Here is a 21695-nt window from a genome sequence, read left to right on the forward strand (position 1 = left end):
TACATTGTTAACTTTGAAAAAAATTAACTTACTCAAAGATTTTTACCAACCCGTCCTTATAAGGAGGAGGAAGGACTGTACCAGTGGCTGAGTTGCCAATCCGTACCTGTATTTTTGTAACTTATGCAACACGAGAACAAACCATCTGAGGCCCTTTTAAGCGATCCGACCTACTTCCTGAGTAGAATTTGACAGGAGCGTAGCCGATAACATCAGAGACATTGAGAAGTCCTTTGATGAAGATGCCGGTATTGTGAAAGATTTCATCGTCTTCATTTCGAGGAAAATGAAAAAGGACCTTTCGGGTTCACGAGGTTCACGCTTCAGAGTTCTGCAAAGAGACTGGACGTAACAAGCAGACCTTGTGTGAGGTGCACCCCAAGTTCAAAAACAACCCCAAAGCGGAAGTGCCTGAATATTTCGGTCACAGGTTTGAGACAACCTTTGACTATGCCCTGTTCCACATGTTGAGCAATAACATCATCTTCTCTCGCTCCTACGAGTATAAGCATCAGGATAAGGTGATAGAGCTGAAGAACTTTGCCATTCTCAAGGATATTAAGGTTAGCATCGACAGACACACCAACACTATCAAGATTTACGATGTCCGGATATCGGATGAGCTTATGGAAGGGTTTTTCCGCAGGTACTATACCATTGACACCAACGGCTATAAGCATGTAGGAAAAGGGCGTGGCGGCGACGGGCGCAAGAGCCTATATATTTTCCTTTACAAGACGCGTCACCAGCTGCTCAGCTCAGGTCAACGCATCACGAAGATGCCCATAGACCTGTTGGCCTCGGTTGCCCATATTGAGTCAGAGGAACCTAGGTTTAAGAAAAAAAGTGTGAAGAGGGTACTGGACTACATTCGGGAGAAGGGAAAGCTGCCTTTTGACTATACTTTTGTCCAAGGGGATCCAACTAAAAAGTACCAGGAGCTCTATTGGGTTAGTCTGGACTTCTCTGTATACCACGAGGTTATGGAGGCGAAGGAGGATCACAACTTTTACATTGCCTTGCTGGAGCGCATGCGGGATCTTTTCCACCATACATATGGGAACCATGTCCAAATCACAGGAGAGAAAGATACTTTTCAGCGTTGGCTGACTAATTCGGACGCGGACCTGACGCACAAAGCAAATGAGCTTTGCAAAGCATATTTTAAGGTGCACAACAAGGATATCACACTGGCAATGGCGAAAAAGCTTATTCGGGGAGGTCTATTCTCCGACGATAATTAAAAAGCTATTCAAGTATTGTCACAGAGGGCATAACTAAAGTCTATATGGAAACTCCCTACATTGCCCTTGGAAGGACTTTAAGCAAGGGTTCCAGCCTATTATTCAAGTACTGCCACGCATACGAAACATAAAGAGCCAATCTAATATATGGATGAGATATGACTTTTGCAAAATACAGACTTGGAGAAGATGTAGAAGTAAGCGGTACGCTCACAGGATTAGGTAACCAAAGAGGCAGCGTTATCGAAATAGTGTATGACAAGCTGAGCAGTCAATTCTTCTATAACGTGCAATGTGGAGAGAATCGACATTATGCGCAGGAACGATTTGTCTCTATTGTACAGAGACTTAACGAAGGCACTTGAATAATGATGATAGAAACTCCTAGCGAATGTCTCCAGCATACCACAGGCGTTCTTTATGAGGGTCTCTTGACAGGTTGCGTTACTGCAAGCCTTATGAAGCGGCGGGTTTAATGCATCGAATCGATCTTTTACCTTATGGATGCCTTCTTAAGCCAAGGGAATATTTACTATTCAAGTATTGCCACACTCTTTCTGAGCCGTTCAAGTATTGCCTCAGTAGCCGGAACCGTTCAAGTATTGCCACAATCCATTCAAGTATTGTCTCAAGGCGTTCAAGTATCGCCACAAATTGGCTATTTCCCTCAATAATAGCAGTTTTACCTACTCAAGTATTGTCTCAAGTCGTTCAAGTATTGCCACGCTTCTCCAAAGCTGTTCAAGTATTGCCTCAGTAGTAGTAGGTCATTCAAGTATTGTCACACCCATAATGCAGCCCATTTGCTCTATTCCGTACAGCCGTTCAAGTATTGCCACTAAATATATATACTTCTATATACTTCCTTATAAATAGGAATTTGAAATGTCGGAGGGGTTCGTGAACAATAAAGATTTAACAAAAGGGAAGAGAAAGAGACTTGGGCTGCGAAAATTACACAACTTCTTTACAAAAACAGCTAAAATATGTCCAGTGCTTTAATGACTAGCTATGAAGCCTAAAGGTTCCATACACAGGGCCAGCAAAAATATGATAAAAGCATAAAAATTATATATACATATTGTAACCTTTTAAATACATAACGTATATATAAATATACTTTTTATATCAACCCCTTTAAATTTTGTGTGTATGGAACAGACTTCAACAACCGTAACCCAGATTGCAGAGGTAAAGCTCAGCTATCATCCCCAGGTGAAGGCCTCCGAGCGCCCGCAGATTACGAGTTCTAAAGACAGTTACACTTTCTTCCTACAGCTGTGGGATGAAGGCAGCATACAGTTCCGCGAGCAATTTAAGGTTATGTTATTAAGCAGGGCAAACAAAGTGCTGGGAATATTTGAAGTTTCTACCGGTGGCGTGGCCGGTACGGTGGCAGATCCGAAACTTATCTTTGTCGCTGCACTCAAAGCCAATGCCAGTGGGATCGTTTTAGCCCATAATCACCCATCGGGCAACTTAAAGCCCAGCAGTGCAGATATCAGCCTTACTAAAAAGGTTAAAGAGGGCGGTAACTTACTTGATATTGCTGTTCTGGATCACATCATCCTTACTAATGAGGGCTATTATTCTTTTGCAGACGAGGGACTTTTATAAAAGTCCCTCACTCTTTCAAATCTCGGCTGTTAAACCAACCGTAGCGGCCCGCCTGACGGCGGGTTTTCCTTTTTTCTTTCTGTAGCAATGCCTGTTCTACAATAGCACACAGGCAATTTAGCGCTAACATAAGGGGAAATAAAAACTCTATTTTGTGGATAATTAATATACACTAAATGTAACTAAATATATACTAAACGTATATATCAATATGAGTTTTGTTTAACCTTCTAAAGCTAAAAGTTATGAGCGCTTATCAAAAATTCATTCAACTGGCAGATCAGGTAACAAATGAGGTCATCGAGCAATTAGAGCAAGGCCAGGTATTCTGGAGAAAGCCTTGGACATCTTACGGACTGCCTAAAAACTATGTATCTGGCCGCTATTATGAAGGCTTCAATGCTTTCTTTCTGAACTACCTGACTGATAAGAAAAGCTTTAGGACACCCTACTTTCTTACCTATAGACAGGCTAAAGAACTGGGCGGGCATGTAAAGAAGGGAGAGAAAGGAAGCCAGATCATCTACTGGAAAGTTTACGCCAAAAGTGATACTAGGGAGGGTAATGGCACTACAGGAGAGACACAGGAGGTGTACCAGAGAAGATTTGTCCCCTTTATTTGGACGGTATTTAATATTGATCAAGTGGAAGGAATCGAGTTTACCCTCCCTTCTGTTCATGAGCGTACCGAACTGCAGGTAATAGAGGCTTGTCAGGAGGTGGTGGATCAATACCCTATGCCACGCCCGAACGTTCTGCACGGAGGCTCCCAGGCCTACTATGCGCCTTTTAATGATACGGTACAGATGCCGGAGCTGAGCAGCTTTGTTTCCTCTCAGGCTTATCACGCAACTTTGTTTCACGAACTGATTCACTCCACAGGCCATCAAACCAGGCTTAACCGTTTTGCTGACGAAGAGAAGGCGGCCCGGTTTGGCGACATAAATTACTCTAAGGAGGAACTGATAGCCGAGATGGGAGCAAGTTTCCTCAATGCCTTTACAGGTATCAAAGCGGAGGTTTTTGAAAACTCGGTGGCTTACCTGCAGGGATGGGCGAAGAAATTTAAGGATGATAAGACAATGATCATCTATGCAAGCACAAAGGCTTTTAAAGCGGCCAGCTATATCCTAAACCTACAGGCAGAAAGTAATCTGGCGGCAGAACCAACAACTATGGCAGCGTAGCCTTTTGAAAGATCTTGCCTGGTAACATCAGGCAAGATCTTTCATTTTCAATACTGATGGAGTTAACTGCGGAAATTTGAAAGGTGAAATCCTGCTATGGCGACCCGCCTTCGGCGGGATTACTTTTGGGGTGTAGGCTTTATGTGAAGCGTCTGCCGTATAATCAGCTCAAAGCAAATATGGCCATTTTTTGTGGTCCTTCTTGCTGTCTTGTTAAAGACTCAATGGATACTATAATGGGTGCTTGTGGCCCTCTAAAGCGTTCATCTTCCTCTCTCCTACTTCTGCCTTCTTGATTGCTCTTAAGTAACAGGTCGAGAAAGAATAAAAGTAAACTTGTCAAATACTTTTAGTATTAATTTGTATATGTTACGTATATATTTGTAAGTGTCATTTCTTAGATATTTGGCTTAAGATAAGCCATCAGGATTCGTTAATTATAGAATAATGCAGATAGAAGACAAGAGCCCTAAGTTTGAACTAGGCAAGCGTATGCTTGAAAAGCAACAGCTGACTTCACTTACTGAGCTGTTTGATATCGTACCGTATACTCCCGTGGCCAAAGCACTAGGCATAAATAACCAGCGACTTCGAAACAAGATTGGCGATCCCCGCTCCTTTCGTGTAAGCGAATTGCTGGACCTTGCGGTACTACTGGATGTCGATGCGATCAAGCTCTTTGCCTTACTTCACGAAACAATCAAGAAATCGGCACCTGCTGAAGGATAACTAAATGATAGCTTCACAAGGCACAAGATGCAAAGCTTTACATTGCCTACTATTCTATTAATCAACTTCTAGCTTGTTCTCCTATGAATCTATATGAGTTCAATAGTATTCTTTCACTTAATGAAAGGGCACAGGCGGTATGGGATGAGGGGCAGTTTCTTTCAAGCCGCCTAGATGGAGAGTATCGGGTATGCCTCTACTACATGGGTGATTTTTTTGCAGAGGTTTGGATAAATTCATGCGATAACGGTAGTAGGATTTGCCATGTACGGGCTTTTAAGAGCCGAAGGCTTCTGGAACCTTACCTCTCCCCTATTGACCTGTCTACCCTTTTCTGACTCTTTCTGCTTTTCGTCTCAAACTATCTACTTTGACTATTAAGCTGCTTGCCTTTAATTGACACATATTTCTAGCTTTAAAAAAAAAATAATTATTATTTAACACATAACACATAACACATAACACATAACACATTTTACTTATTAGATAATGCTTATTATCTGTTAGGTAATACATGATAAATAATAATTATTAAATATTTGTACCGCTGGATTTAGTATTTGAAGCTTTTTCTTATAGTAGGTACTTGTTATCCATACTCCCCTGTTCCCTCCAGCTTACCCAATGCTCCGCTTTTGGAACCTTACTCTTCCTAATCTCCCCTCTTCTTGTATTATTTACCTAGAATTCTTTCTTTTGGTGTATGGTGGGCTTTGTATTGCAAGATGTGTTTTGAGTCCCTCAAAACCTCTTGCCTTGCTTTCAGCGTAGCTATCAGCAAGGGGGATAAACCCACTCGCAACTCGTGTCTTTTATTGAGCAAAGAATGTATGGAAGGTGTTAAGAAACCAAAAGGAGGGCGTCCAAAACTATCGCCGGAATTAAAGAGGGCCAGACAGTTAAAGCTGACCTTTTCCGATAGCGAATACAAGCAACTGGAGACGGAGATGACGGCTGCAGGGCATGAATCGTTGTCTGTTTACCTGCGGAGGAAGGCACTGGCGCAGCCTGACGAATTTATTGCTAATCCCAAAGAGTTAATCGCTGTGTTGGATAGGCTCGGCCCAGAGATCAGCAGGGTCGGCAACAATATCAATCAGGTAGCCAGGTATGTCAATTACCTGAAGGCAAACAATATGATAAACCTGCAGTTTCTTGCCGATTTTAACAGACACATGATAGAGTTTAGTATCATAGAAAAAGAATTGGTCAAGGCGCTTCGCTCTTTTCTTCGGATTGCTGCTGCAAGGTTCAAGAAGTTTAAATAATATTTATTATTTAATAAGTAAGAATTAATAAGTAAGAATTAATAAGTAAGAATTAATAAGTAAGAATTAATAAGTAAGAATTAATAAGTAAGAATTAATAAGTAAGAATTAATAAGTAAGAATTAATAAGTAAGAATTAATAAGTAAGAATTAATAAGTAAGAATTAATAAGTAAGAATTAATAAGTAAGAATTAATAAGTAAGAATTAATAAGTAAGAATTAATAAGTAAGAATTAATAAGTAAGAATTAATAAGTAAGAATTAATAAGTTTTAACTATTAAATTTTAAGTTTAATATTATAAATAATAACTAATAATTATTAAGTAAAAGATAATAGTTTAAAATTGTTAAATAATATATAGTAGCTTTTATGTGAAAGTTATTATTTGTTATATTTTTGAAGCGTTAATGAGTGGGCTATGATCGTGAAAATCCTTTCTGCCGCTGCCGGGTTCAATGGCGTTGTTTACAATGAAGAGAAAAGAGCACAGGGTGCAGCTCAGCTGCTCAAGGCTGAGAACTTCGGTTTCTTGAACCTGGCTGCGGGAAACTTGAAGCAGGAGGATTATATCAGGTACATGACGTTGGTGGCAAACACAAACGAGTCAGTGCTAAAGTCCCAGTTCCATGCCATTATTTCCTGTAAGGGAAGGGAGAAGAGTGCGGAGGAACTCCTGGAAATCGCGGAGAAATACCTCCAGCGCATGGGGTACCATGATAACCCCTACCTTATCTACTTTCATTCAGATACTGCGCACAACCATGTACACATAGTATCTACCAGGGTAAGCAAAGAGGGGAAGAAGGTGAACGACAAGTATGAAAACATGAGGTCTCAGAAAGTGATGCAGGAGATTCTGATGCAGGATGTGGCATACGAGGTAAAAGCATACTTGAGGAAAGCGCTGGCATATGGATTTTCCTCTGAAGCTCAGTTTAAGTTACTGCTCGAAAGGGAAGGCGTGAAAGTCACGGAGAAGGATGGACAGTACCAGTTCATTAAGTACGGTTCAGTGGTGCATGCCTTTGCAAGGAAAGAAGTTGCTGACAGGATAGCAAAGTATAAAGCACCAGATACGCGTGTAGGGCAGCTGAAAGCCATATTCCGCAAGTATAAACGAGGCCTAACGGTGGAGCAGTTCTCCGGGCTATTAAAGGAAAAGTTTGGGATAGAGCTGGTGGTGCACCAGGCAAAGGGGAAGAGCACTCCCTATGGCTACACGATTCTCGACCATGCCAGCAAACTGGTGCTGAAGGGTTCCCAGGTGATGAAGCTCGACGAGCTGCTTTCCAGTGTTAACAGAGAAGAGAAAATACAGGCTGGACGGGAGCTCATAGCCAAGCTTTCTGCAGACAGGGGGCTGTGCTACACCGGTTTCAAAAGACAGCTGGAGGCAACAGGGCTCCTTGTCAACAAAAAGGGAGAGATCCGCATCAAGGGAGATGAAGAAGGCAGCATCCCTGTTCTGATGCTTGATAAGGCCCATGTCAGGGCGCTGCTTTACCAAGAAAGGCTGCAGGAGGCGCGGCAGTACGCCGTGACGAGCGACAAGGATATGAGGCTGCTTTCCAGGCTGTTTTTTGTAAAGCAGTCGGATCTGTCGGTTGCGAAGGCTTCTGACCCTCTGGAGAAGGAGGTGGTAGCCGCCAAACTGCACAGCGGCCTTGCCAGCGGCAGGCCGCTGCAGGAAATGCTGGACAGTTGCGGCTGGAGCATCGCTCATGCAGACGGAAAGCACTTCCTGATTGATCATCAGCAGAAACGGGTGTATGCCTGGGCAGATCTGACAAAAGAGAGGCCTGACTTTCATGCTGTGCAGGTTGTTGAGCTTGATAAGGGTAGTGATCGGGCGAGAGAGGAAAGGCTGCAGGACGCATGGACCCAGTCTTCCGGGACCATCGGTCAACTGGCAGCTTCTATGCTTTACCTTATGGAGTCAAACCTCGGACCTGATCAGGGAGAGAATAGGAAGAGAAAGAATCAACGAAAACGATAATACACATAGACGATTAATACATGAAAATTGTAGTAGCAAATCAAAAAGGAGGGGTAGGCAAGTCCACCACCTGTATACTGCTGGCTAACTATCTGGCCTTGGAGAAAAAGGACAATGTGATCATCCTGGATATGGACTTTCAGGACTCCATCTACTCCAGATGGGAGAAGGAGAAGGAGCTGTATGCCAATGACCCACTGTACGAGGTTATCAAGATGGAGGTAGAGGAGTACCCGAAATACAAGGTGCACATTGATAGTCTGCAAGGGGGGCATGTTATTATGGACATGCCTGGCAGGCTGGACACGAACGAGCTCATTGCTGTATACCAGGACGCTGAAGTAATCGTCTGTCCGTTTGCCTATGAAAAGATGACTTTTGAGTCCACCATGTTCTTTGTTCAGGTGGCCAAGCATGTTAACCCGCAGGTAAAGATCGTGTTCCTGCCAAACCGCCTGAAGTCCTCCGTGAACTATGAATTGAAAGCTGCAGTGGATGAGCAGCTGGCGCAGTTCGGCACTGTAGCTCCGGCGCTGCCAGACCGGGTAGGATTTCAACGCATAGATACCGTATCTATCTCTTCGGATATCCGAGGGGTGCTCGACAAGTCTTTTGGATATATATATAATGAGTATTTAGAGACAACATAGAAGATTCTTTAAATAAAATTTATATTAATATTCAATAATTGAAACATTTTAATTAAATAACGTATAATATTCATGGCTACAGCAGGTAACAAAGGGTTTGACATCAAGAGCTTTAAGCAAAGCATAGGACAGGCTCCCCAGCAGAAAAACGCAGAAGAGAAAGCTGTTCAACCAGTTCCTGAGGAAAAAGAAGAGACGGCGCCCGCAGTTTCAAAATCGGGCAAAAAAGGTGAAAAGCCTAAGGCTTCTTCTACCGCTACAGCAGGCAAAAAGCAGGAGGCGCCTTCCTCGAAAAAGACAGCTGCAAAGGCTTCGGGTAAAGCAGCGTCAGGTTTGAGCTTTGAACAACTGCTTGCTGAGCTCGATAGTGCGAAGGATGAGTTTACCTTTACCTCCAAAACAGTTTATGTGGACGTGCATATACACGAAGTGCTAGACCTGCTGAAGAAAAAAGGAGGGATCAAAATCAATGTGCTGGCAAGCTACCTGTTTGCCAAATTCATTGAAGAGCATAAAGAGGAGATCCAAAGGCTACGTGATAGGACGGATAACAAGTTCTTGAACTAAGCTGAATCTATAACATTAGGTAAAAAAGTATATAAATAAATAATCTAATCTTAAAATATACGTATAAGTATAAAACCGTATTTCATATCGATTATATATTTAAATTAGGAATGTCTAGTCTTTAAATCGATGTTTTAACTTAAATTATATAGCTATGTCTTGGGGCGTTTTCTTTGCTACGGTAGCAGTACTCTATGTGCTTTATTATGCAGGTAACCTGTTGTTTGACCTGTACCTTCGAAATGCAAAAGGCGTAGCCGCAGATATGGTAGCGCAGTACAGTGTTTCAGATTTAGTAGACACTACAGAGGCACCCCAAGACGTTGTGGACGAGGATTACCTGGAGGAAGAATTCGAGGAGGACTATGAGGATTACGAGCAGGAGGAGCAACCCTTGGATAGCGATCCCCAAGAATATCCTGTTGCAGCCGACGGGCATGCCTTTGCGCATCAGACGGCCTCTGAGAATAGTGTCGCCATGCCCGTGATAGGGCAGGGGATACCCCTAGAGGAGTTCCTTCAGAACGCCAGGCGACTTTCAAACGCAATACCTTTTTCTTCATAAATTTTTAACTCAATGACAGAGATTATGAAAAAGTTACTTGCTATGCTCGTATTGGTAGTCCTCGCTGTCCCATCTTCCTTTGCTCAAGGGGCCGGAGGCATTGATGCCGGAGCCTCTGAGCTCCAAACTTACATTGACCCTGTAGGCAACTTAATCCTGGTCATCGGAGCTATTGTTGGCCTGATTGGAGGAGTTAGAGTGTACATCAAGTGGAACTCCGGAGACCAAGACACACAAAAGGCTGTCATGGGGTGGATGGGTTCCTGCGTATTCCTAATGGTGGTGGGGGTGGTGATCAAAGCCTTCTTCGGCTTGTAAGCCGTGGCTCCCGAAGATAACAGAGGATTTAATGTCTACAAGGGGCTGCAAAAGCCCCTTGTATTTAAATCCTTGAAAGGTAGATATATCTACTGGGGCCTGGCCTCCGTTCTAACTGGCTTCTTTGCAGCAGTTGTCTTATCTGTTTCGCTCAACTTCTTTTCAGGTCTGGTAGCCTTGGTGATTGTGACTTTCGGTGGTATGGGGTTTACGGCTATGCAGCAGAAGAAAGGGTTGCATCATAAAACGAGGTCCAAAGGGGTATACATCATGCCCGCACAATGGAAGCGTTCTGCACGAAGATAGGAGCCTGGCCCTGGCAGCACAACTTTAACGTCATCACTTTTCTCAGCCATGAAAAAGCAGCGGTTTGGTCTGCCATACATTGGCATAGACCGTCATGCCCATGATATTCTATATCATGAGCGCGGAGACTATTCGGTTATCATCAAAGTACAAAATCCTGCCCTGCAGTACTGTGCAGACGTGGAGGCTTACCATCTCTTCCACCAGACCTTTGCCAACATCGTTAAAATTTTAGGCGCAGGCTACACCCTTCAGAAAACGGACATACTAGCCAGGAAGTGCTATGTGCCGAAGCAAACGGATGACCTCCTGAGTCAGAAATTTCAGGAGACATTTGCAGGAAGAGACTACCTGGACGTCTCTACATACCTGACTATAACAAGGGGCGTGCGGCGCTCCAGCTTCTTTACCTATGACGAGAAAGACTTCAAAGCATTCCAGCGGAACGTTGCCAAAGTGCTGGACATACTGGAGAGCAGGTCTTTCAAGCCCTATGCTCTGAAAGAGACCGAGGTGAAGCAGTTTATTTCCCGCATGCTTGCCTTCAACTTTTCCGATGAGGTTTATGCGCTCAATAACCTCCTTGCCTCAGAGGAAGGCCTGCAAGTCGGTGGCAGCGTTATCCGATGTATCTCGCTTGTGGACATAGATGAGATTAACTTCCCGTCCAATCTTAAGCCAAACACAGCGCTTCACATAGGGTACAGCCTCCCGGTAGACCTGATGCATTTTCTGCACCAGGTGCCAGGTTGTGACTGCCTGGTGTACAACCAGGTGATCCAAATCCCTGATCAGCGCCATGAATTGGCCAGGCTGCAGGCCAAAAGAAAAAAACACCTCTCCATGCCTGACCCGGCCAATGATCTGAGTGTGCAGGATATTGATCAGGTGATGGCCGATATCGCCAAGGATAACCAGCTGCTTGTGTACGGGCATTACAGCGTGCTGCTTTCAGCCAGAGAAAAGGAGATAGACCGTGCCGCTAACTATCTGGAAAGCGCTTTGTTTTCCATTGGCATTATTCCCTCCCGAAACGCATATAACCAACTCGAGCTATTCCGGTGTGCCTTGCCCGGCAATAGTTCGGAGCTTAAAGTATATGATAAGTTTTTGACTACTTCAGACGCGGCCTTATGTCTGCTTTTTAAAGAACGTTTGCTGCAAAGTGAGTCATCCAGTTTTCAGGTATACTTCACGGACCGGCAGGGGATTCCTATCACGATTGACACAAGTGATGCGCCTATCTTCTCAGGCCGGATGAATAACCGTAACAAGTTCGTGTTGGGACCTTCGGGAGCGGGAAAATCATTTTTCATGAACCACCTGATCCGGCAGTATGCCCTGCAGCACACAGATGTTATTTTGGTGGATACCGGACACAGTTACTCCGGCCTGTGTGCCTACTACAGGGGCCGCTACATTACCTACTCCGAAGAGCAGCCGATCACCATGAACCCCTTCCGGATCTCTGCTGCCGAATTCAACGAGGAGAAGCGGGAGTTTCTCAAGTCATTGGTGGGCCTGCTCTGGAAAGGTGCCGGGGGCACTGTCAGCCAAATTGAGGACAGCGTCCTCTCTTCCGTTATCACTTCCTATTACCAACACTACTTTGAAAACGGCTTGGAGAGCAGCTACCTTTCCTTCCAGTCCTTCTATGACTTCTCCATCAGAAAGATCGAGGAGATCACGCAAAAAGAGTCTATTAACTTTGACCTGACCAGTTACCGCTTTATCCTCAAGAAGTTCTGCAAAGGGGAGGCGTATGGCCAGATTCTGAACAACGAGCTGGATACCACCCTGTTTGATGAGCCCTTTATTGTTTTCGAAATAGATGCCATCAAGGAGCATAAGGTACTTTTCCCGATCACCACCCTGATCATCATGGATGTGTTCCTTCAGAAGATGCGCCACAAGAAGAACCGTAAGGCGCTCATCATCGAGGAGGCCTGGAAGGCCATTGCCTCTCCGCTGATGGCCGGCTATATCCTCTACGTCTATAAAACGGTCCGCAAATTCTGGGGAGAGGCCGTGGTCGTGACACAGGAGCTGGATGATATCATCGGCAATGTTGTGGTTAAGAACTCCATCATCAACAACTCCGATACCATCTGCCTCTTAGACCAGACCAAGTTCAAGGACAATTTCGACGAGATCGCCACGCTGCTCTCCCTCAATGAGGTGGAGCGCAAGAAGATTTTCACCATCAACAGCCTCGACAACAAAGAGGGGCGGGGCCGCTTCAAGGAAGTCTACATCAAGCGCGGGGCCATTGGTGAGGTATACGGGGTGGAGGTATCGCTGGAAGAGTATTTGACCTTTACCACCGAGCGCCAGGAAAAAGAGGCCATGCACGTGTACCTGAGCAAGTATGGGGATTTCAGGGAAGCCCTGGAAAGATTTGTCGCAGACTTCAGGGCCTCGGGGCTCAAGCTAAACGAATTTGTTCACCTTATTTTGCAACGCAGCTATGAAAAAGTACCTCTACACACTTAGCTTTCTGGGTCTGGTAACAGGGCATGTACTAGCCCAGCAGGTTGTTTTTGACCCAGCGGTCGTCTCCACACTTGTTGTGAACCATACGGCCCAGCAGGCGGCCTTAAATGACATTAAGGAAAACGAAGGAAAGATTGCGGCCCTGCAGACTACCATTAGCCTGAAGATGACGCAGATCAAAGAGCTGGAGGAAAAGATGTACAACTCTCTCAAATCCGTTCAATCCATTATCGGGCAGAGTAAAAACATTATTTATGCCTCCCAAATTGCCGCAGACATAGGCCACTACCAAAACCAAATGATGGAACTGGCGCGCGGTGACAACGAGTTGCTCCTGATCGCTGCCAAGACAGAGCTGGAGCTGCTCAACCGTACATCCGACCTGTTTACCTATATCTACCAGGTGGCTGTTATCGGCACGGATGTGAACCTGATGAACAACGCCGACAGGCTCACCCTGATCCGCCATGTGGTGGATGAGCTGCGGGTGATGCGGGGCCTGGCCTATTCCATTACGCGCAAGATGCGTGTGGCCAAGTACGCGGGCCTTTTGAAGACCATGAACCCGATGGGACTTGCCTACCCTGACAACAGCCAGGCGATCATCCGCTCCCTGATGGATGAGTACAAGGCAATCAAGAAGTAAATTATCTCTATTGCTATGAAGACGTTATGTGTACCTGCTTTGTGCCTGGCCCTGCTTCCTATACTCTTCACAGATGCCCTGGGGCAGGGCGTGCAGCCAGTTAACAGTAAAAACACAAGGTACCAGCTGGAGCGGGAGGTTGTTACCCGTTGGGGAAAGTTCAATCCGAAATGGTACTTTATTCTGTTTCATAACAAGTACAGGAAAGGACCTGACAGGCGGAACATGCTGCAGCTTGCCCCTACCATGGCTTTGCTGAACCAGAACAAGGTGAAGGCGGAGGCGCAGGAGGAAGCAGTAAGCCAGGTATATGAGCAGGAGATGTTCAAGTTTGCTGACAGGTCCCTGAATAAAGGATACCACCTGTTGTATAAAAAGAAGATCGATGAACTCAACACTGCCCTATTGGGGATGAATGCTGAGGCGGTGCAGGCCGGGGTGCAGGCAGATTATATTTTGGCCATCCATGCCGAGCGGGATAGAATTAACGCCGACATCGGGATCATCCTGGACGCTTACCTGGACGATGCCAAAAAAGGGGAGCAGCTGCGGGTATACATCGGGGAGCTTACAGCATTGAGGAATGATTTCAGGCGGCTCATCTCTCTCTTTAAAACGAGTCAGGACTTAACCGACTGATGCCATGCGTGAATTGATCGATAAAGCCATATTTGACCTGTTCGACGGGCTCTTTCTCAATATACAGGATTTGGTGAGTGTTTTCTTGTATGATGCGCAGGCGCTTTGCGCCATCAGCATGCTGCTGTACTTCGGCCTGGAGGCATACAAAATGATGGCCGGGGATGAAACGCTTCGCATCATGCCTTTGCTGCGCCCTTTCGCCCTGACACTGGTGATTGTTTTCTGGCCAGGGTTTATTGACGCTGTGAACCTGCCGCTGCAGCTAGTCAATGATCAGGCAAAGGGCATGTACGGCGCACAGGTAGACCAGGTGGAGGATTTGCACCGGGAACGCCTCGCGCTGGTGGACTCTGTGGCCCGAAAGCTCTCTGAGAGCAGCGCCGAGTTTGAGCGGATTGAGAGTGAGGCGAGTGACGCGAGCTGGTACGAGACCATGGGAATTGACCTGCAGCCCCTGTTTAACAAAATGAAAGGCTATTACCTGATGCTGATGGCCAAGCTGCACTTTACGGCGATGATGGTGGTGGAGTGGATTGTGATCAGCATCTTTCAGGTATGCTCTTACATTATCTATTTCCTGCAGATCATCTTTGCAGGCATTCTGGTGATCCTGGGTCCCTTCTCCTTTGCCCTTAGCGTGCTGCCGGGCTTTCGGGACTCTTACCTGACCTGGATTGCCCGCTATATCTCCGTAGGGCTGTACTCGGGGCTGGGCTATATCATTATGTCCATCTCCTTTGTGCTGGTCAAGTATGGCTTGATGAAGGAAATAGATATCCTGAAGGCAGTACTGGGCAACGAAGAGATGTTCATTGCCTACGTTTCCTTTCCCTCGGGCGGCATCAGCTTCTACATCGTCTCCTTGATTGTGGGAGGATTGGCCATGCTGACCATTCCCATTATTTCCACCTGGATCGTGCACACCACGGGTGTGGGTAATGCCATTGGTACAATGGCAGGAGGAGCTGCGAAGGCGGCCGGAGGAATTTTAAAATAAACTAAAAAGCGCTTGCTATGATAAACAACCTCGAAAAGAAAATGAAGCTGGCATTTGCCGTGAGTATCGGCAGCTTTATCTCCTCCATCATTATAGTAGGCACGGTTTGCGCCTTTGCCTTTCGTTATGCCGAGGAGCAGCGGAAGAAGATTTATGTGATCGACCACTCGGTGCCGCTGCTGGTGGAGCAGACCGAGCTGGGGGTAAACCGGACGGTAGAGTACAAGTCGCACGTGAACATGTTTCACCTGCTCTTCTTCACGCTACCTCCAGATGACGCCTACATGAAAAATAACATCTCCAAGGCCATGTACCTGGTGGATGAATCCGGTCTGGCACAATACAACAACTTGAAGGAGAAGGGCTATTATAACCAGATCCTGGCAAGCTCTGCGGTTTTGACGATCAAAACCGATAGCGTTAAAGTGGACGAAAACAGGCACTTTACCTACTACGCCACACAGCGCATTGAGCGGGAGACCTCTGTGATGAAAAGACTTCTTGTCACGGAGGGGGATCTTGAGGAAGTGCCACGCACAGAGAACAACCCCCATGGACTTTTGATAAAGAACTGGAAAACGGTCCTAAACAAGGACTTGGAGTATGTCGAAAAGAAATCCTTTTAGCAACAACACAAAGCAAAAGCTTTCATCCCTCAAGGAAAGTGTCAGGGACTACTGTGCCTCGAATCCTAAAGCAGTAGTGCTGGCCATGCTGGTTTTACTTTCTGTGGCTGTCATAGGGTTGCTCATCGTCCGGCACCTGCACCAGGGGACCTATGCCGTGTCGGCTGGCAAGCTGTACAGGCAGCTTGATACTTCTGGCGACAAGATGACTATAGGCAGGTCAAGTACCGCAGATATGCTGGAGCTGATAAAGCTCTACAACACGGCCAGGCAGCTAAATCCTGACAGTCTGCGTGCCCAAGACAGTGTTTTTCTCAAAGCTATTGATCAGCGTTTAAACCGAATCATCCATGAAGCGAATTAACTTTCGGCATCCCAGGTATGCCATCCCGCTCATCATACTGCCTTTCCTTGTCCTGCTTAATTACCTGTGGCTGGACATGACACCGGCGGCCACCGCCGCACAAACGAAAGTGGAACTCACCGAGACAACAGCCCTTAATACCTCCCTTCCGGATGCCAATCTGAGAAAGCGGGACATGAAGGATAAGTTCTCGGCTTTTCAGGACGAGTTTAAGTATAGGACCGATTACTCGGCCATGCAGGAAATCGGGGAGGATAGGGTAGACCCCAGGGACATTGCCTATGGCAGCGTGTACACGGAGGAGGAGCGGCGGATGCTCGACAGTCTCAATAACCGCATCCTATCGGATCAGCAGCCGGAGAGGTTTATGGAGCGGGTAAGCCAGCGTCAGCGCCTCAGCTCAGAGCGCTATGCATCGGCGACTGCCTCTGTGCCTGGACGGTCAACCCGCCCTATGCGAAAAGTTGAATCGGAATACGAAAAGGAAATGCGGCTGTTCCGGGAGCAGATGATGTTTATTGACAGCCTGAGCCGGGTAGGAGAGGAGCCTGTGCCTTCACGTAGGGGCCCACAGCCGACGAAAGCCCATGCACCGGCTTTCGAGAAGCAAGAGCCGACACCGTTACCCGTAACCAAATACAGAAATACGAACAAAGCCTTTTTCAACACCATTACAGCCGACGGTGAGGAGCAGTTTATCAGAGCTATCCTGGACGAAGGGTTGAAGGTGATGCAAGGCGGCAGGATCAGGATTCGCTTGCTGGACGACATCTATGTGCGGGACTACGAAATAAAGAAAGGCAGCTACCTCTACGGCACGGTCTCCGGTTTCAGTGCCCAACGAATTGAGATAGCCATCCGCTCTATACTCTACGGCAACCAAATCATCCCGGTAGACCTGAGTATCTACGACAACGACGGCTTGGCTGGGCTGTATGTCCCGGATTCACAGTTCCGGGACTTTACAAAAGAGCTTGCCGGGAATGTGAGCAGTGGTCAGTCATTTACTTTTGAGGATTCACCTGACAATGCCAGCCAAATGCTTTACTCGATGCTGGAAAGGGTTTCTCAGACCACTACCCGCGCCGCAGGCAAAGCCATCCGGAAGAACAAAGCTAAGTTGAAGTACAACACCATTGTTTATTTGATAGATAACAAAGCCCTGTAATATGAAAAAGCTATTCCTTCTATATGTGTTGTTTGCCCTGCTGTTTTCAGCCTCGGCACAGGATTCTCTTCAGGTAGTGCACGTGCATGAAAGCATCTCCACACATATTGTAAGCCCTGAGCCAATACAGTATGTAGATATCTCCACAGATGATGTAGCCGGGGACATACCTGTTGCCAATATCCTTCGGGTCAAACCCAAGCATGACGGAGCAAAACCGGGTATTATCACCATCGTTGGAGAGCGCTTCCTTGTACAGTATAAGCTGGCCTACAGCCGGGCGGATCGGGCAGACACGGAGGTGCGTATAGACCCTACCCAGGTAGATGATTACCTGAACCCGGCTGTGGCCATGAGCCGGGAAGACATGGCGCGGTTTGCGCTGCTGGCTCTCCAGCGAAAACCCCAGTTCAACGGTGTGACTACGAAAGGGCAGGGGATGCAGGCAAGGCTGAACAACATCTATACGGTGGGGGACTATTTCTTTATTGATCTCTCCCTCAGGAATGATACCAACATTCCTTATACAATCGATCAAATACGATTTAAGATAGAGGATAAAAAAGTTGTGAAGGCCACTAACTTTCAGCAGGTGGAGCTACAGCCCAGTTTCCAGCTTTATGACACGGGTCACTTCAAGCGCCAGTACCGGAACGTGTTTGTGTTCAGGAAATTTACTTTCCCAGAGGAAAAGGTATTCAATATTGAGGTGGCCGAGGAGCAGATTTCTGGGCGCACCATCTCCCTTAAAATTGACTATTCCGACATCCTTCATGCAGACACCTTATGAGAAAGTCATTACTCCTTTTCTTACTGCTCTTAGTTGTGCTGCCGTGCCGAGCGCAAGAGGGCTACACCCACCTGAACCTGGCAGGCGGCTGGATGTACAAGGATGCCTTAACTGCTAACCTTGCCCTGGAGTTCAGCAAACGCCACTATAATTCCTATGAGATCTTCGGTGATGCCTATAAGAGCAACGTGGATGACAGCAAAAACTGGTTAGTGGGGGTTGCTTACAAACCCATGCTTACCCGATCCAGAAACACGTTTCTCAAGCTGCGCCTGGGAGCGGGCATTGGCTCTAACACCGAGCACTTCATAGGAGCCCTGCAGGCAGGCCTGGAGCTGGGCTATGTGCTGCCGGGAAATTTGGTGCTGATGCTCCAACAGAAAAACGAGGGTGTACTCCGGGTAAACCATAACTTCAGAGCTGGTTTGCTGGCGGGCATCAAAATTCCATTGTGAGCAGGATTTGGCTAGTCGACGGGAATTTCCACAGGAAAGAAATTCTGCTAAGACTTTCCCTCACATCTATCTGATAATATTGGATAACCTTTGTCAGTAACGATATGGAAGAATCCAGCGAAATCAAAAAACTTTACTCCTTCCTGCAGGGGCTTATCTACTTCACAATTGTGGTAGAGGTAGCTGTTTTCCTCTTTATGGATTCGGGCAGTATGTATGAGCTGCAGCCTGTACTGCGCAAGGTAAAGCGCATGGCTATTTATGAGCACATCTACTTCTCCAAAGCTTTTACTTTCGGGTTGATTCTGATCGTGAGCATTGGCACAAAGGCCAGGAAGAACCTGAACCTTGACCCGCTCTGGCATATCTTCCTTCCCTTGCTCATCGGCTGCGCCTTTTTCTTTGGCTCGGGTTTCTTTTATTTCTTTGAAAGCAGCCGTATTCTTTTCTGGGATGTGTCCCTGTCTGATGCGGCTTACATCCTGCTCTCCTTCTTAGGTGCGATGATGATTCATATAGCCTTGGATAATATCTCCAAGCATATACAGCACCGATTGATGAAGGACAAATTTAACGTGGAGAATGAGTCCTTTGAGCAGTCCAGGAAACCGGTGCATACGCCTTACTCGGTGAATATCCCAATGCTTTACTATTACCAAAAGCGAATACAGCGCGGGTGGCTTAATGTGGTAAATCCCTTTCGGGCAACACTGCTGATCGGTACGCCTGGCTCTGGAAAGTCTTTCTCGGTGGTGTTGCCTTTTATCAAGCAGCTTCTGGGGAAAGGCTTCTCTATGATGGTCTACGATTTCAAGTTTCCAGACCTGGCCAGAACGACTTATTACCATTATCTGGTCAATAAAAAGAGAGGGGCATTGAAAAACCACAGGTTCCATGTCATCAACTTTAACAGTGTAGAGCACAGCAGGAGGTTTAATCCTTTAAAGCCGGAGTACCTGCCTACCCTGGCTGATGCCACCGAAACGGCTGAGGCGCTGCTGGAGGCGCTGCGGAAAGGAGACAGGGACTCAGGGACTGCACAATTCTTCAACCAGTCAGCCGTTAATTTCCTAGCCAGCTGCATCTACTTTCTGAGCCGCCACGAAGGGGGGCGGTATTCTTCGTTTCCGCATGTACTTTCCTTCATCAACCTTAGCTATGATCAGATTTTCGAGGTGCTCTTTTCCGAACCTGAGCTGGAGAGTCTGCTTTCGCCTTTTGCCACAGCCTATAAGAACAGAGCCTTTGAGCAGCTGGAAGGGCAGATTGGCACCTTAAAGATTAATATTGGCCGGCTGGCCACAAAAGAAACATTCTGGGTACTATCAGGAGACGACTTTAATTTAAAGATAACGGACCCGGAAAACCCTTCTGTTTTGGTGATTGCAAATGACCCGGCCACACAGAGCATTAACAGCGCCTGCAACGCGCTTATCCTCAATCGCATGACACGCCTGATCAATACAAAGGGGAACTTGCCATGTGGGCTGATCGTGGATGAGTCTCCTACGCTTTACATACACCGGGTGGAGAACCTGATCGCTACTGCAAGGAGCAACAAGATAGCTGTGCTGCTGGGCCTGCAGGAACTTCCGCAGCTGCGGCAGCAGTATGGCAGGGAAACAGCCGACACCATTTGCTCTGTAGCGGCCAATGTACTCTCGGGCTCTGCTCGTAATAAAGAAACGCTTGACTGGCTGGAAAAACTGTTTGGTAGGGTGAGGCAGCTAAAGGAGGGGCTTAGTGTGGACCGTAACCGTACCTCCGTCAACATGAACGAGGAAATGGGGCCGCTCATTCCGGCATCCAAAATAGCCAATTTGCAGGCGGGTGAGCTGGTAGGACAGGTGGCTTCCGATAGCGAAGAGTATAGCGGGAAGTATGTTGCCAGTACCTACCACTGTAAAATTAATCTCGACCTTGATAACATACAACAGGAAGAAAAGCAGTATCTTGACCTGCCAAAATTTTATAACTTTGGTACCCCCGACCAAAAAGACCAAATCCTGAGAGCAAACTACAATAAAGTTAGAAATGAGGTTAAGACACTAATCACAGCGTTACAGGTATGAGCGTGAGCATACAGGAGTTAGGCCAAAGGCTAAAGCTGCTGCGAAAGCGGCTTGATTTATCGCAGGAGAGCCTGGCAGAGTCCATGGGGGTGAACCAGAACCAGATATCCCGGCTGGAGAACGGGGTGGGAGGGACGATCGAACTGCTTTTACTTCTGTTCAGCTTCTACAGCAAGCACTTTCACGTGGACCTTCTTTTTTCCGACAACTTTGACATCCTGGAAAAGCACGAGAAGCTATCCAACAGCCACAGCATCAACAGCATTGCTGTTGAAAAGCTGAAGCTGGCTCAAAGTGAGTTTTCCACGCAGATTGAGGAGGTGATACGTTTGCTTGATACCCCTTAACGTGTTAGTACAGGCTGCGAGCGAGGCGCAGCCGAGTATAGAGCCTGTGCAGTGTTAGCAAGAGATATTCTTTGGTATTCTACAGTTTCCCATCAAACCTGCCTTCGGTAACTTTAATAACTTCACATCCAGTCTTGGACAGTGTAAATGAGAACTTCCCTGCGATGATACCATTTTCTAAATCAAGTTTAGTAACTTCAAGTGTGCCGCTGCGGGATACTTCAGGACTCTTGTCGTAATCGCAGTATTCGTTATAGAAGCTTACTCCGCTTATCTCAGCATTATCAAATGTATAAACTCCTGCTTTATCAACTTGAGCCATAGCTATAACAAGATAATCGTACTCTGCAGGACTTTCTTTGGTTTCCCTGTAGGCTGCTATATTTAAAGTGCCACCTTTATAAGCAGGGTCGTAAATAACATTAAAATTTGACTGGAACGTACTGGGTCTGCCCTTTGGCAACCACACCTTTCCGTTCACCATAGCACCGAAAGTGTTCTTGCCTTCCATAGTATCTGCTGGAAGTTCTTCTCTGGGATTAGCGTCTTTCTTTTTACAGGATGAAAAGGAGATAAGGACTATTAGGATAAAGAGGGATAGAGTTAGTGTTTTCATATTTTAGGGTTTTCTGATGATTTTATTCT

At 46.4% G+C, this 21695-nt stretch carries 24 protein-coding genes; 23 read left to right on the forward strand and 1 reads right to left on the reverse strand.

Annotated elements, in window-relative coordinates; translation table 11 throughout:
• The first annotated feature begins 407 nt into the window (after positions 1-407).
• From OH144_RS21175 to OH144_RS21285, 23 genes are all read left to right on the forward strand, one after another.
• Positions 408-1244, forward strand: coding sequence for a hypothetical protein (locus tag OH144_RS21175; RefSeq protein WP_266206392.1), 837 nt, complete (start codon positions 408-410; stop codon positions 1242-1244).
• Positions 1245-1744: 500 nt separating this feature from the next.
• Positions 1745-1918 (forward strand): hypothetical protein, encoded by a 174-nt coding sequence (locus OH144_RS21180; protein ID WP_266206393.1) that lies wholly within the window; start codon positions 1745-1747, stop codon positions 1916-1918.
• Between the two features lie 478 nt (positions 1919-2396).
• Positions 2397-2861 carry a JAB domain-containing protein gene (locus OH144_RS21185; RefSeq protein ID WP_266206394.1) on the forward strand — a complete coding sequence of 155 codons (465 nt, stop codon included), beginning with the start codon at positions 2397-2399 and terminating at the stop codon, positions 2859-2861.
• Positions 2862-3079: 218 nt separating this feature from the next.
• Positions 3080-4048 (forward strand): ArdC family protein, encoded by a 969-nt coding sequence (locus tag OH144_RS21190; RefSeq protein ID WP_266206395.1) that lies wholly within the window; start codon positions 3080-3082, stop codon positions 4046-4048.
• 447 nt (positions 4049-4495) lie between these two features.
• Positions 4496-4777 carry a hypothetical protein gene (locus OH144_RS21195; RefSeq protein WP_089320895.1) on the forward strand — a complete coding sequence of 94 codons (282 nt, stop codon included), beginning with the start codon at positions 4496-4498 and terminating at the stop codon, positions 4775-4777.
• An 830-nt stretch (positions 4778-5607) separates the two neighbouring features.
• Entirely contained in the window at positions 5608-6045 is a 438-nt protein-coding gene (locus tag OH144_RS21200) for a plasmid mobilization protein (RefSeq protein WP_266206396.1), read from the forward strand.
• Positions 6046-6466: 421 nt separating this feature from the next.
• On the forward strand, positions 6467-8044 hold the full coding sequence (locus tag OH144_RS21205; RefSeq protein ID WP_266206397.1) for a relaxase/mobilization nuclease domain-containing protein: 1578 nt from the start codon (positions 6467-6469) through the stop codon (positions 8042-8044).
• Positions 8045-8064: 20 nt separating this feature from the next.
• The gene (locus OH144_RS21210; RefSeq protein ID WP_089320820.1) at positions 8065-8694 is read left to right on the forward strand and encodes a ParA family protein; all 630 of its coding nucleotides are present in this window, start codon (positions 8065-8067) and stop codon (positions 8692-8694) included.
• A gap of 72 nt (positions 8695-8766) precedes the next feature.
• Complete coding sequence (locus OH144_RS21215; RefSeq protein ID WP_018480017.1) at positions 8767-9261, forward strand: hypothetical protein; 495 nt, start codon at positions 8767-8769, stop codon at positions 9259-9261.
• Between the two features lie 154 nt (positions 9262-9415).
• Entirely contained in the window at positions 9416-9826 is a 411-nt protein-coding gene (locus OH144_RS21220) for a hypothetical protein (RefSeq protein ID WP_089320821.1), read from the forward strand.
• A gap of 24 nt (positions 9827-9850) precedes the next feature.
• Positions 9851-10144, forward strand: coding sequence for a DUF4134 domain-containing protein (locus OH144_RS21225; protein WP_025603778.1), 294 nt, complete (start codon positions 9851-9853; stop codon positions 10142-10144).
• A gap of 3 nt (positions 10145-10147) precedes the next feature.
• A complete protein-coding gene (locus tag OH144_RS21230; protein ID WP_266206398.1) occupies positions 10148-10450 on the forward strand; it encodes a DUF4133 domain-containing protein in 303 nt (100 codons plus the stop codon).
• Between the two features lie 48 nt (positions 10451-10498).
• Positions 10499-12943, forward strand: a complete 2445-nt coding sequence (locus tag OH144_RS21235) for a TraG family conjugative transposon ATPase (RefSeq protein WP_266206399.1) — start codon at positions 10499-10501, stop codon at positions 12941-12943.
• On the forward strand, positions 12918-13589 hold the full coding sequence (locus tag OH144_RS21240; protein ID WP_089320824.1) for a plasmid transfer protein: 672 nt from the start codon (positions 12918-12920) through the stop codon (positions 13587-13589). The genes OH144_RS21235 and OH144_RS21240 overlap by 26 nt, the downstream gene beginning before the upstream one ends.
• A 15-nt stretch (positions 13590-13604) precedes the next feature.
• Positions 13605-14228 carry a hypothetical protein gene (locus tag OH144_RS21245; protein ID WP_266206400.1) on the forward strand — a complete coding sequence of 208 codons (624 nt, stop codon included), beginning with the start codon at positions 13605-13607 and terminating at the stop codon, positions 14226-14228.
• A 4-nt stretch (positions 14229-14232) separates the two neighbouring features.
• Positions 14233-15228: a plasmid transfer protein gene (locus tag OH144_RS21250; protein WP_266206401.1), complete on the forward strand. Its 996-nt coding sequence runs from the start codon at positions 14233-14235 to the stop codon at positions 15226-15228.
• 17 nt (positions 15229-15245) lie between these two features.
• Positions 15246-15854: a conjugative transposon protein TraK gene (gene traK / locus OH144_RS21255; RefSeq protein WP_266206402.1), complete on the forward strand. Its 609-nt coding sequence runs from the start codon at positions 15246-15248 to the stop codon at positions 15852-15854.
• Positions 15832-16218, forward strand: a complete 387-nt coding sequence (locus OH144_RS21260; RefSeq protein ID WP_266206403.1) for a hypothetical protein — start codon at positions 15832-15834, stop codon at positions 16216-16218. Before traK ends, OH144_RS21260 begins: the two co-directional genes overlap by 23 nt.
• On the forward strand, positions 16205-17386 hold the full coding sequence (gene traM, locus OH144_RS21265; RefSeq protein WP_266206404.1) for a conjugative transposon protein TraM: 1182 nt from the start codon (positions 16205-16207) through the stop codon (positions 17384-17386). Before OH144_RS21260 ends, traM begins: the two co-directional genes overlap by 14 nt.
• A 1-nt stretch (position 17387) precedes the next feature.
• Positions 17388-18176, forward strand: coding sequence for a conjugative transposon protein TraN (traN, locus tag OH144_RS21270; protein ID WP_266206405.1), 789 nt, complete (start codon positions 17388-17390; stop codon positions 18174-18176).
• Entirely contained in the window at positions 18173-18631 is a 459-nt protein-coding gene (locus tag OH144_RS21275; RefSeq protein ID WP_266206406.1) for a hypothetical protein, read from the forward strand. Before traN ends, OH144_RS21275 begins: the two co-directional genes overlap by 4 nt.
• Before the next feature lie 104 nt (positions 18632-18735).
• A complete protein-coding gene (locus OH144_RS21280; RefSeq protein WP_266206407.1) occupies positions 18736-20703 on the forward strand; it encodes a type IV secretory system conjugative DNA transfer family protein in 1968 nt (655 codons plus the stop codon).
• A complete protein-coding gene (locus OH144_RS21285; protein ID WP_137761655.1) occupies positions 20700-21050 on the forward strand; it encodes a helix-turn-helix domain-containing protein in 351 nt (116 codons plus the stop codon). Before OH144_RS21280 ends, OH144_RS21285 begins: the two co-directional genes overlap by 4 nt.
• A gap of 79 nt (positions 21051-21129) precedes the next feature.
• Here the strand turns inward: OH144_RS21285 and OH144_RS21290 are convergent, their stop codons facing one another.
• Positions 21130-21666 carry a hypothetical protein gene (locus OH144_RS21290; protein ID WP_266206408.1) on the reverse strand — a complete coding sequence of 179 codons (537 nt, stop codon included), beginning with the start codon at positions 21664-21666 and terminating at the stop codon, positions 21130-21132.
• Between the last annotated feature and the right edge of the window lie 29 nt (positions 21667-21695).

The organism is Pontibacter kalidii, assembly GCF_026278245.1.
Lineage (GTDB): Bacteria > Bacteroidota > Bacteroidia > Cytophagales > Hymenobacteraceae > Pontibacter > Pontibacter kalidii.

Bases quoted from the DNA above. Each gene is read 5' to 3' on its own strand.
- OH144_RS21180 (WP_266206393.1), top strand. From the start codon at position 1,745: ATGGATGCCTTCTTAAGCCAAGGGAATATTTACTATTCAAGTATTGCC.
- OH144_RS21185 (WP_266206394.1), top strand. From the start codon at position 2,397: ATGGAACAGACTTCAACAACCGTAACCCAGATTGCAGAGGTAAAGCTC.
- OH144_RS21195 (WP_089320895.1), top strand. From the start codon at position 4,496: ATGCAGATAGAAGACAAGAGCCCTAAGTTTGAACTAGGCAAGCGTATG.
- OH144_RS21200 (WP_266206396.1), top strand. From the start codon at position 5,608: ATGGAAGGTGTTAAGAAACCAAAAGGAGGGCGTCCAAAACTATCGCCG.
- OH144_RS21205 (WP_266206397.1), top strand. From the start codon at position 6,467: ATGATCGTGAAAATCCTTTCTGCCGCTGCCGGGTTCAATGGCGTTGTT.
- OH144_RS21210 (WP_089320820.1), top strand. From the start codon at position 8,065: ATGAAAATTGTAGTAGCAAATCAAAAAGGAGGGGTAGGCAAGTCCACC.
- OH144_RS21215 (WP_018480017.1), top strand. From the start codon at position 8,767: ATGGCTACAGCAGGTAACAAAGGGTTTGACATCAAGAGCTTTAAGCAA.
- OH144_RS21220 (WP_089320821.1), top strand. From the start codon at position 9,416: ATGTCTTGGGGCGTTTTCTTTGCTACGGTAGCAGTACTCTATGTGCTT.
- OH144_RS21225 (WP_025603778.1), top strand. From the start codon at position 9,851: ATGAAAAAGTTACTTGCTATGCTCGTATTGGTAGTCCTCGCTGTCCCA.
- OH144_RS21235 (WP_266206399.1), top strand. From the start codon at position 10,499: ATGAAAAAGCAGCGGTTTGGTCTGCCATACATTGGCATAGACCGTCAT.
- OH144_RS21240 (WP_089320824.1), top strand. From the start codon at position 12,918: ATGAAAAAGTACCTCTACACACTTAGCTTTCTGGGTCTGGTAACAGGG.
- OH144_RS21245 (WP_266206400.1), top strand. From the start codon at position 13,605: ATGAAGACGTTATGTGTACCTGCTTTGTGCCTGGCCCTGCTTCCTATA.
- OH144_RS21250 (WP_266206401.1), top strand. From the start codon at position 14,233: ATGCGTGAATTGATCGATAAAGCCATATTTGACCTGTTCGACGGGCTC.
- traK (WP_266206402.1), top strand. From the start codon at position 15,246: ATGATAAACAACCTCGAAAAGAAAATGAAGCTGGCATTTGCCGTGAGT.
- OH144_RS21260 (WP_266206403.1), top strand. From the start codon at position 15,832: ATGTCGAAAAGAAATCCTTTTAGCAACAACACAAAGCAAAAGCTTTCA.
- traM (WP_266206404.1), top strand. From the start codon at position 16,205: ATGAAGCGAATTAACTTTCGGCATCCCAGGTATGCCATCCCGCTCATC.
- traN (WP_266206405.1), top strand. From the start codon at position 17,388: ATGAAAAAGCTATTCCTTCTATATGTGTTGTTTGCCCTGCTGTTTTCA.
- OH144_RS21275 (WP_266206406.1), top strand. From the start codon at position 18,173: ATGAGAAAGTCATTACTCCTTTTCTTACTGCTCTTAGTTGTGCTGCCG.
- OH144_RS21280 (WP_266206407.1), top strand. From the start codon at position 18,736: ATGGAAGAATCCAGCGAAATCAAAAAACTTTACTCCTTCCTGCAGGGG.
- OH144_RS21285 (WP_137761655.1), top strand. From the start codon at position 20,700: ATGAGCGTGAGCATACAGGAGTTAGGCCAAAGGCTAAAGCTGCTGCGA.
- OH144_RS21290 (WP_266206408.1), bottom strand. From the start codon at position 21,666: ATGAAAACACTAACTCTATCCCTCTTTATCCTAATAGTCCTTATCTCC.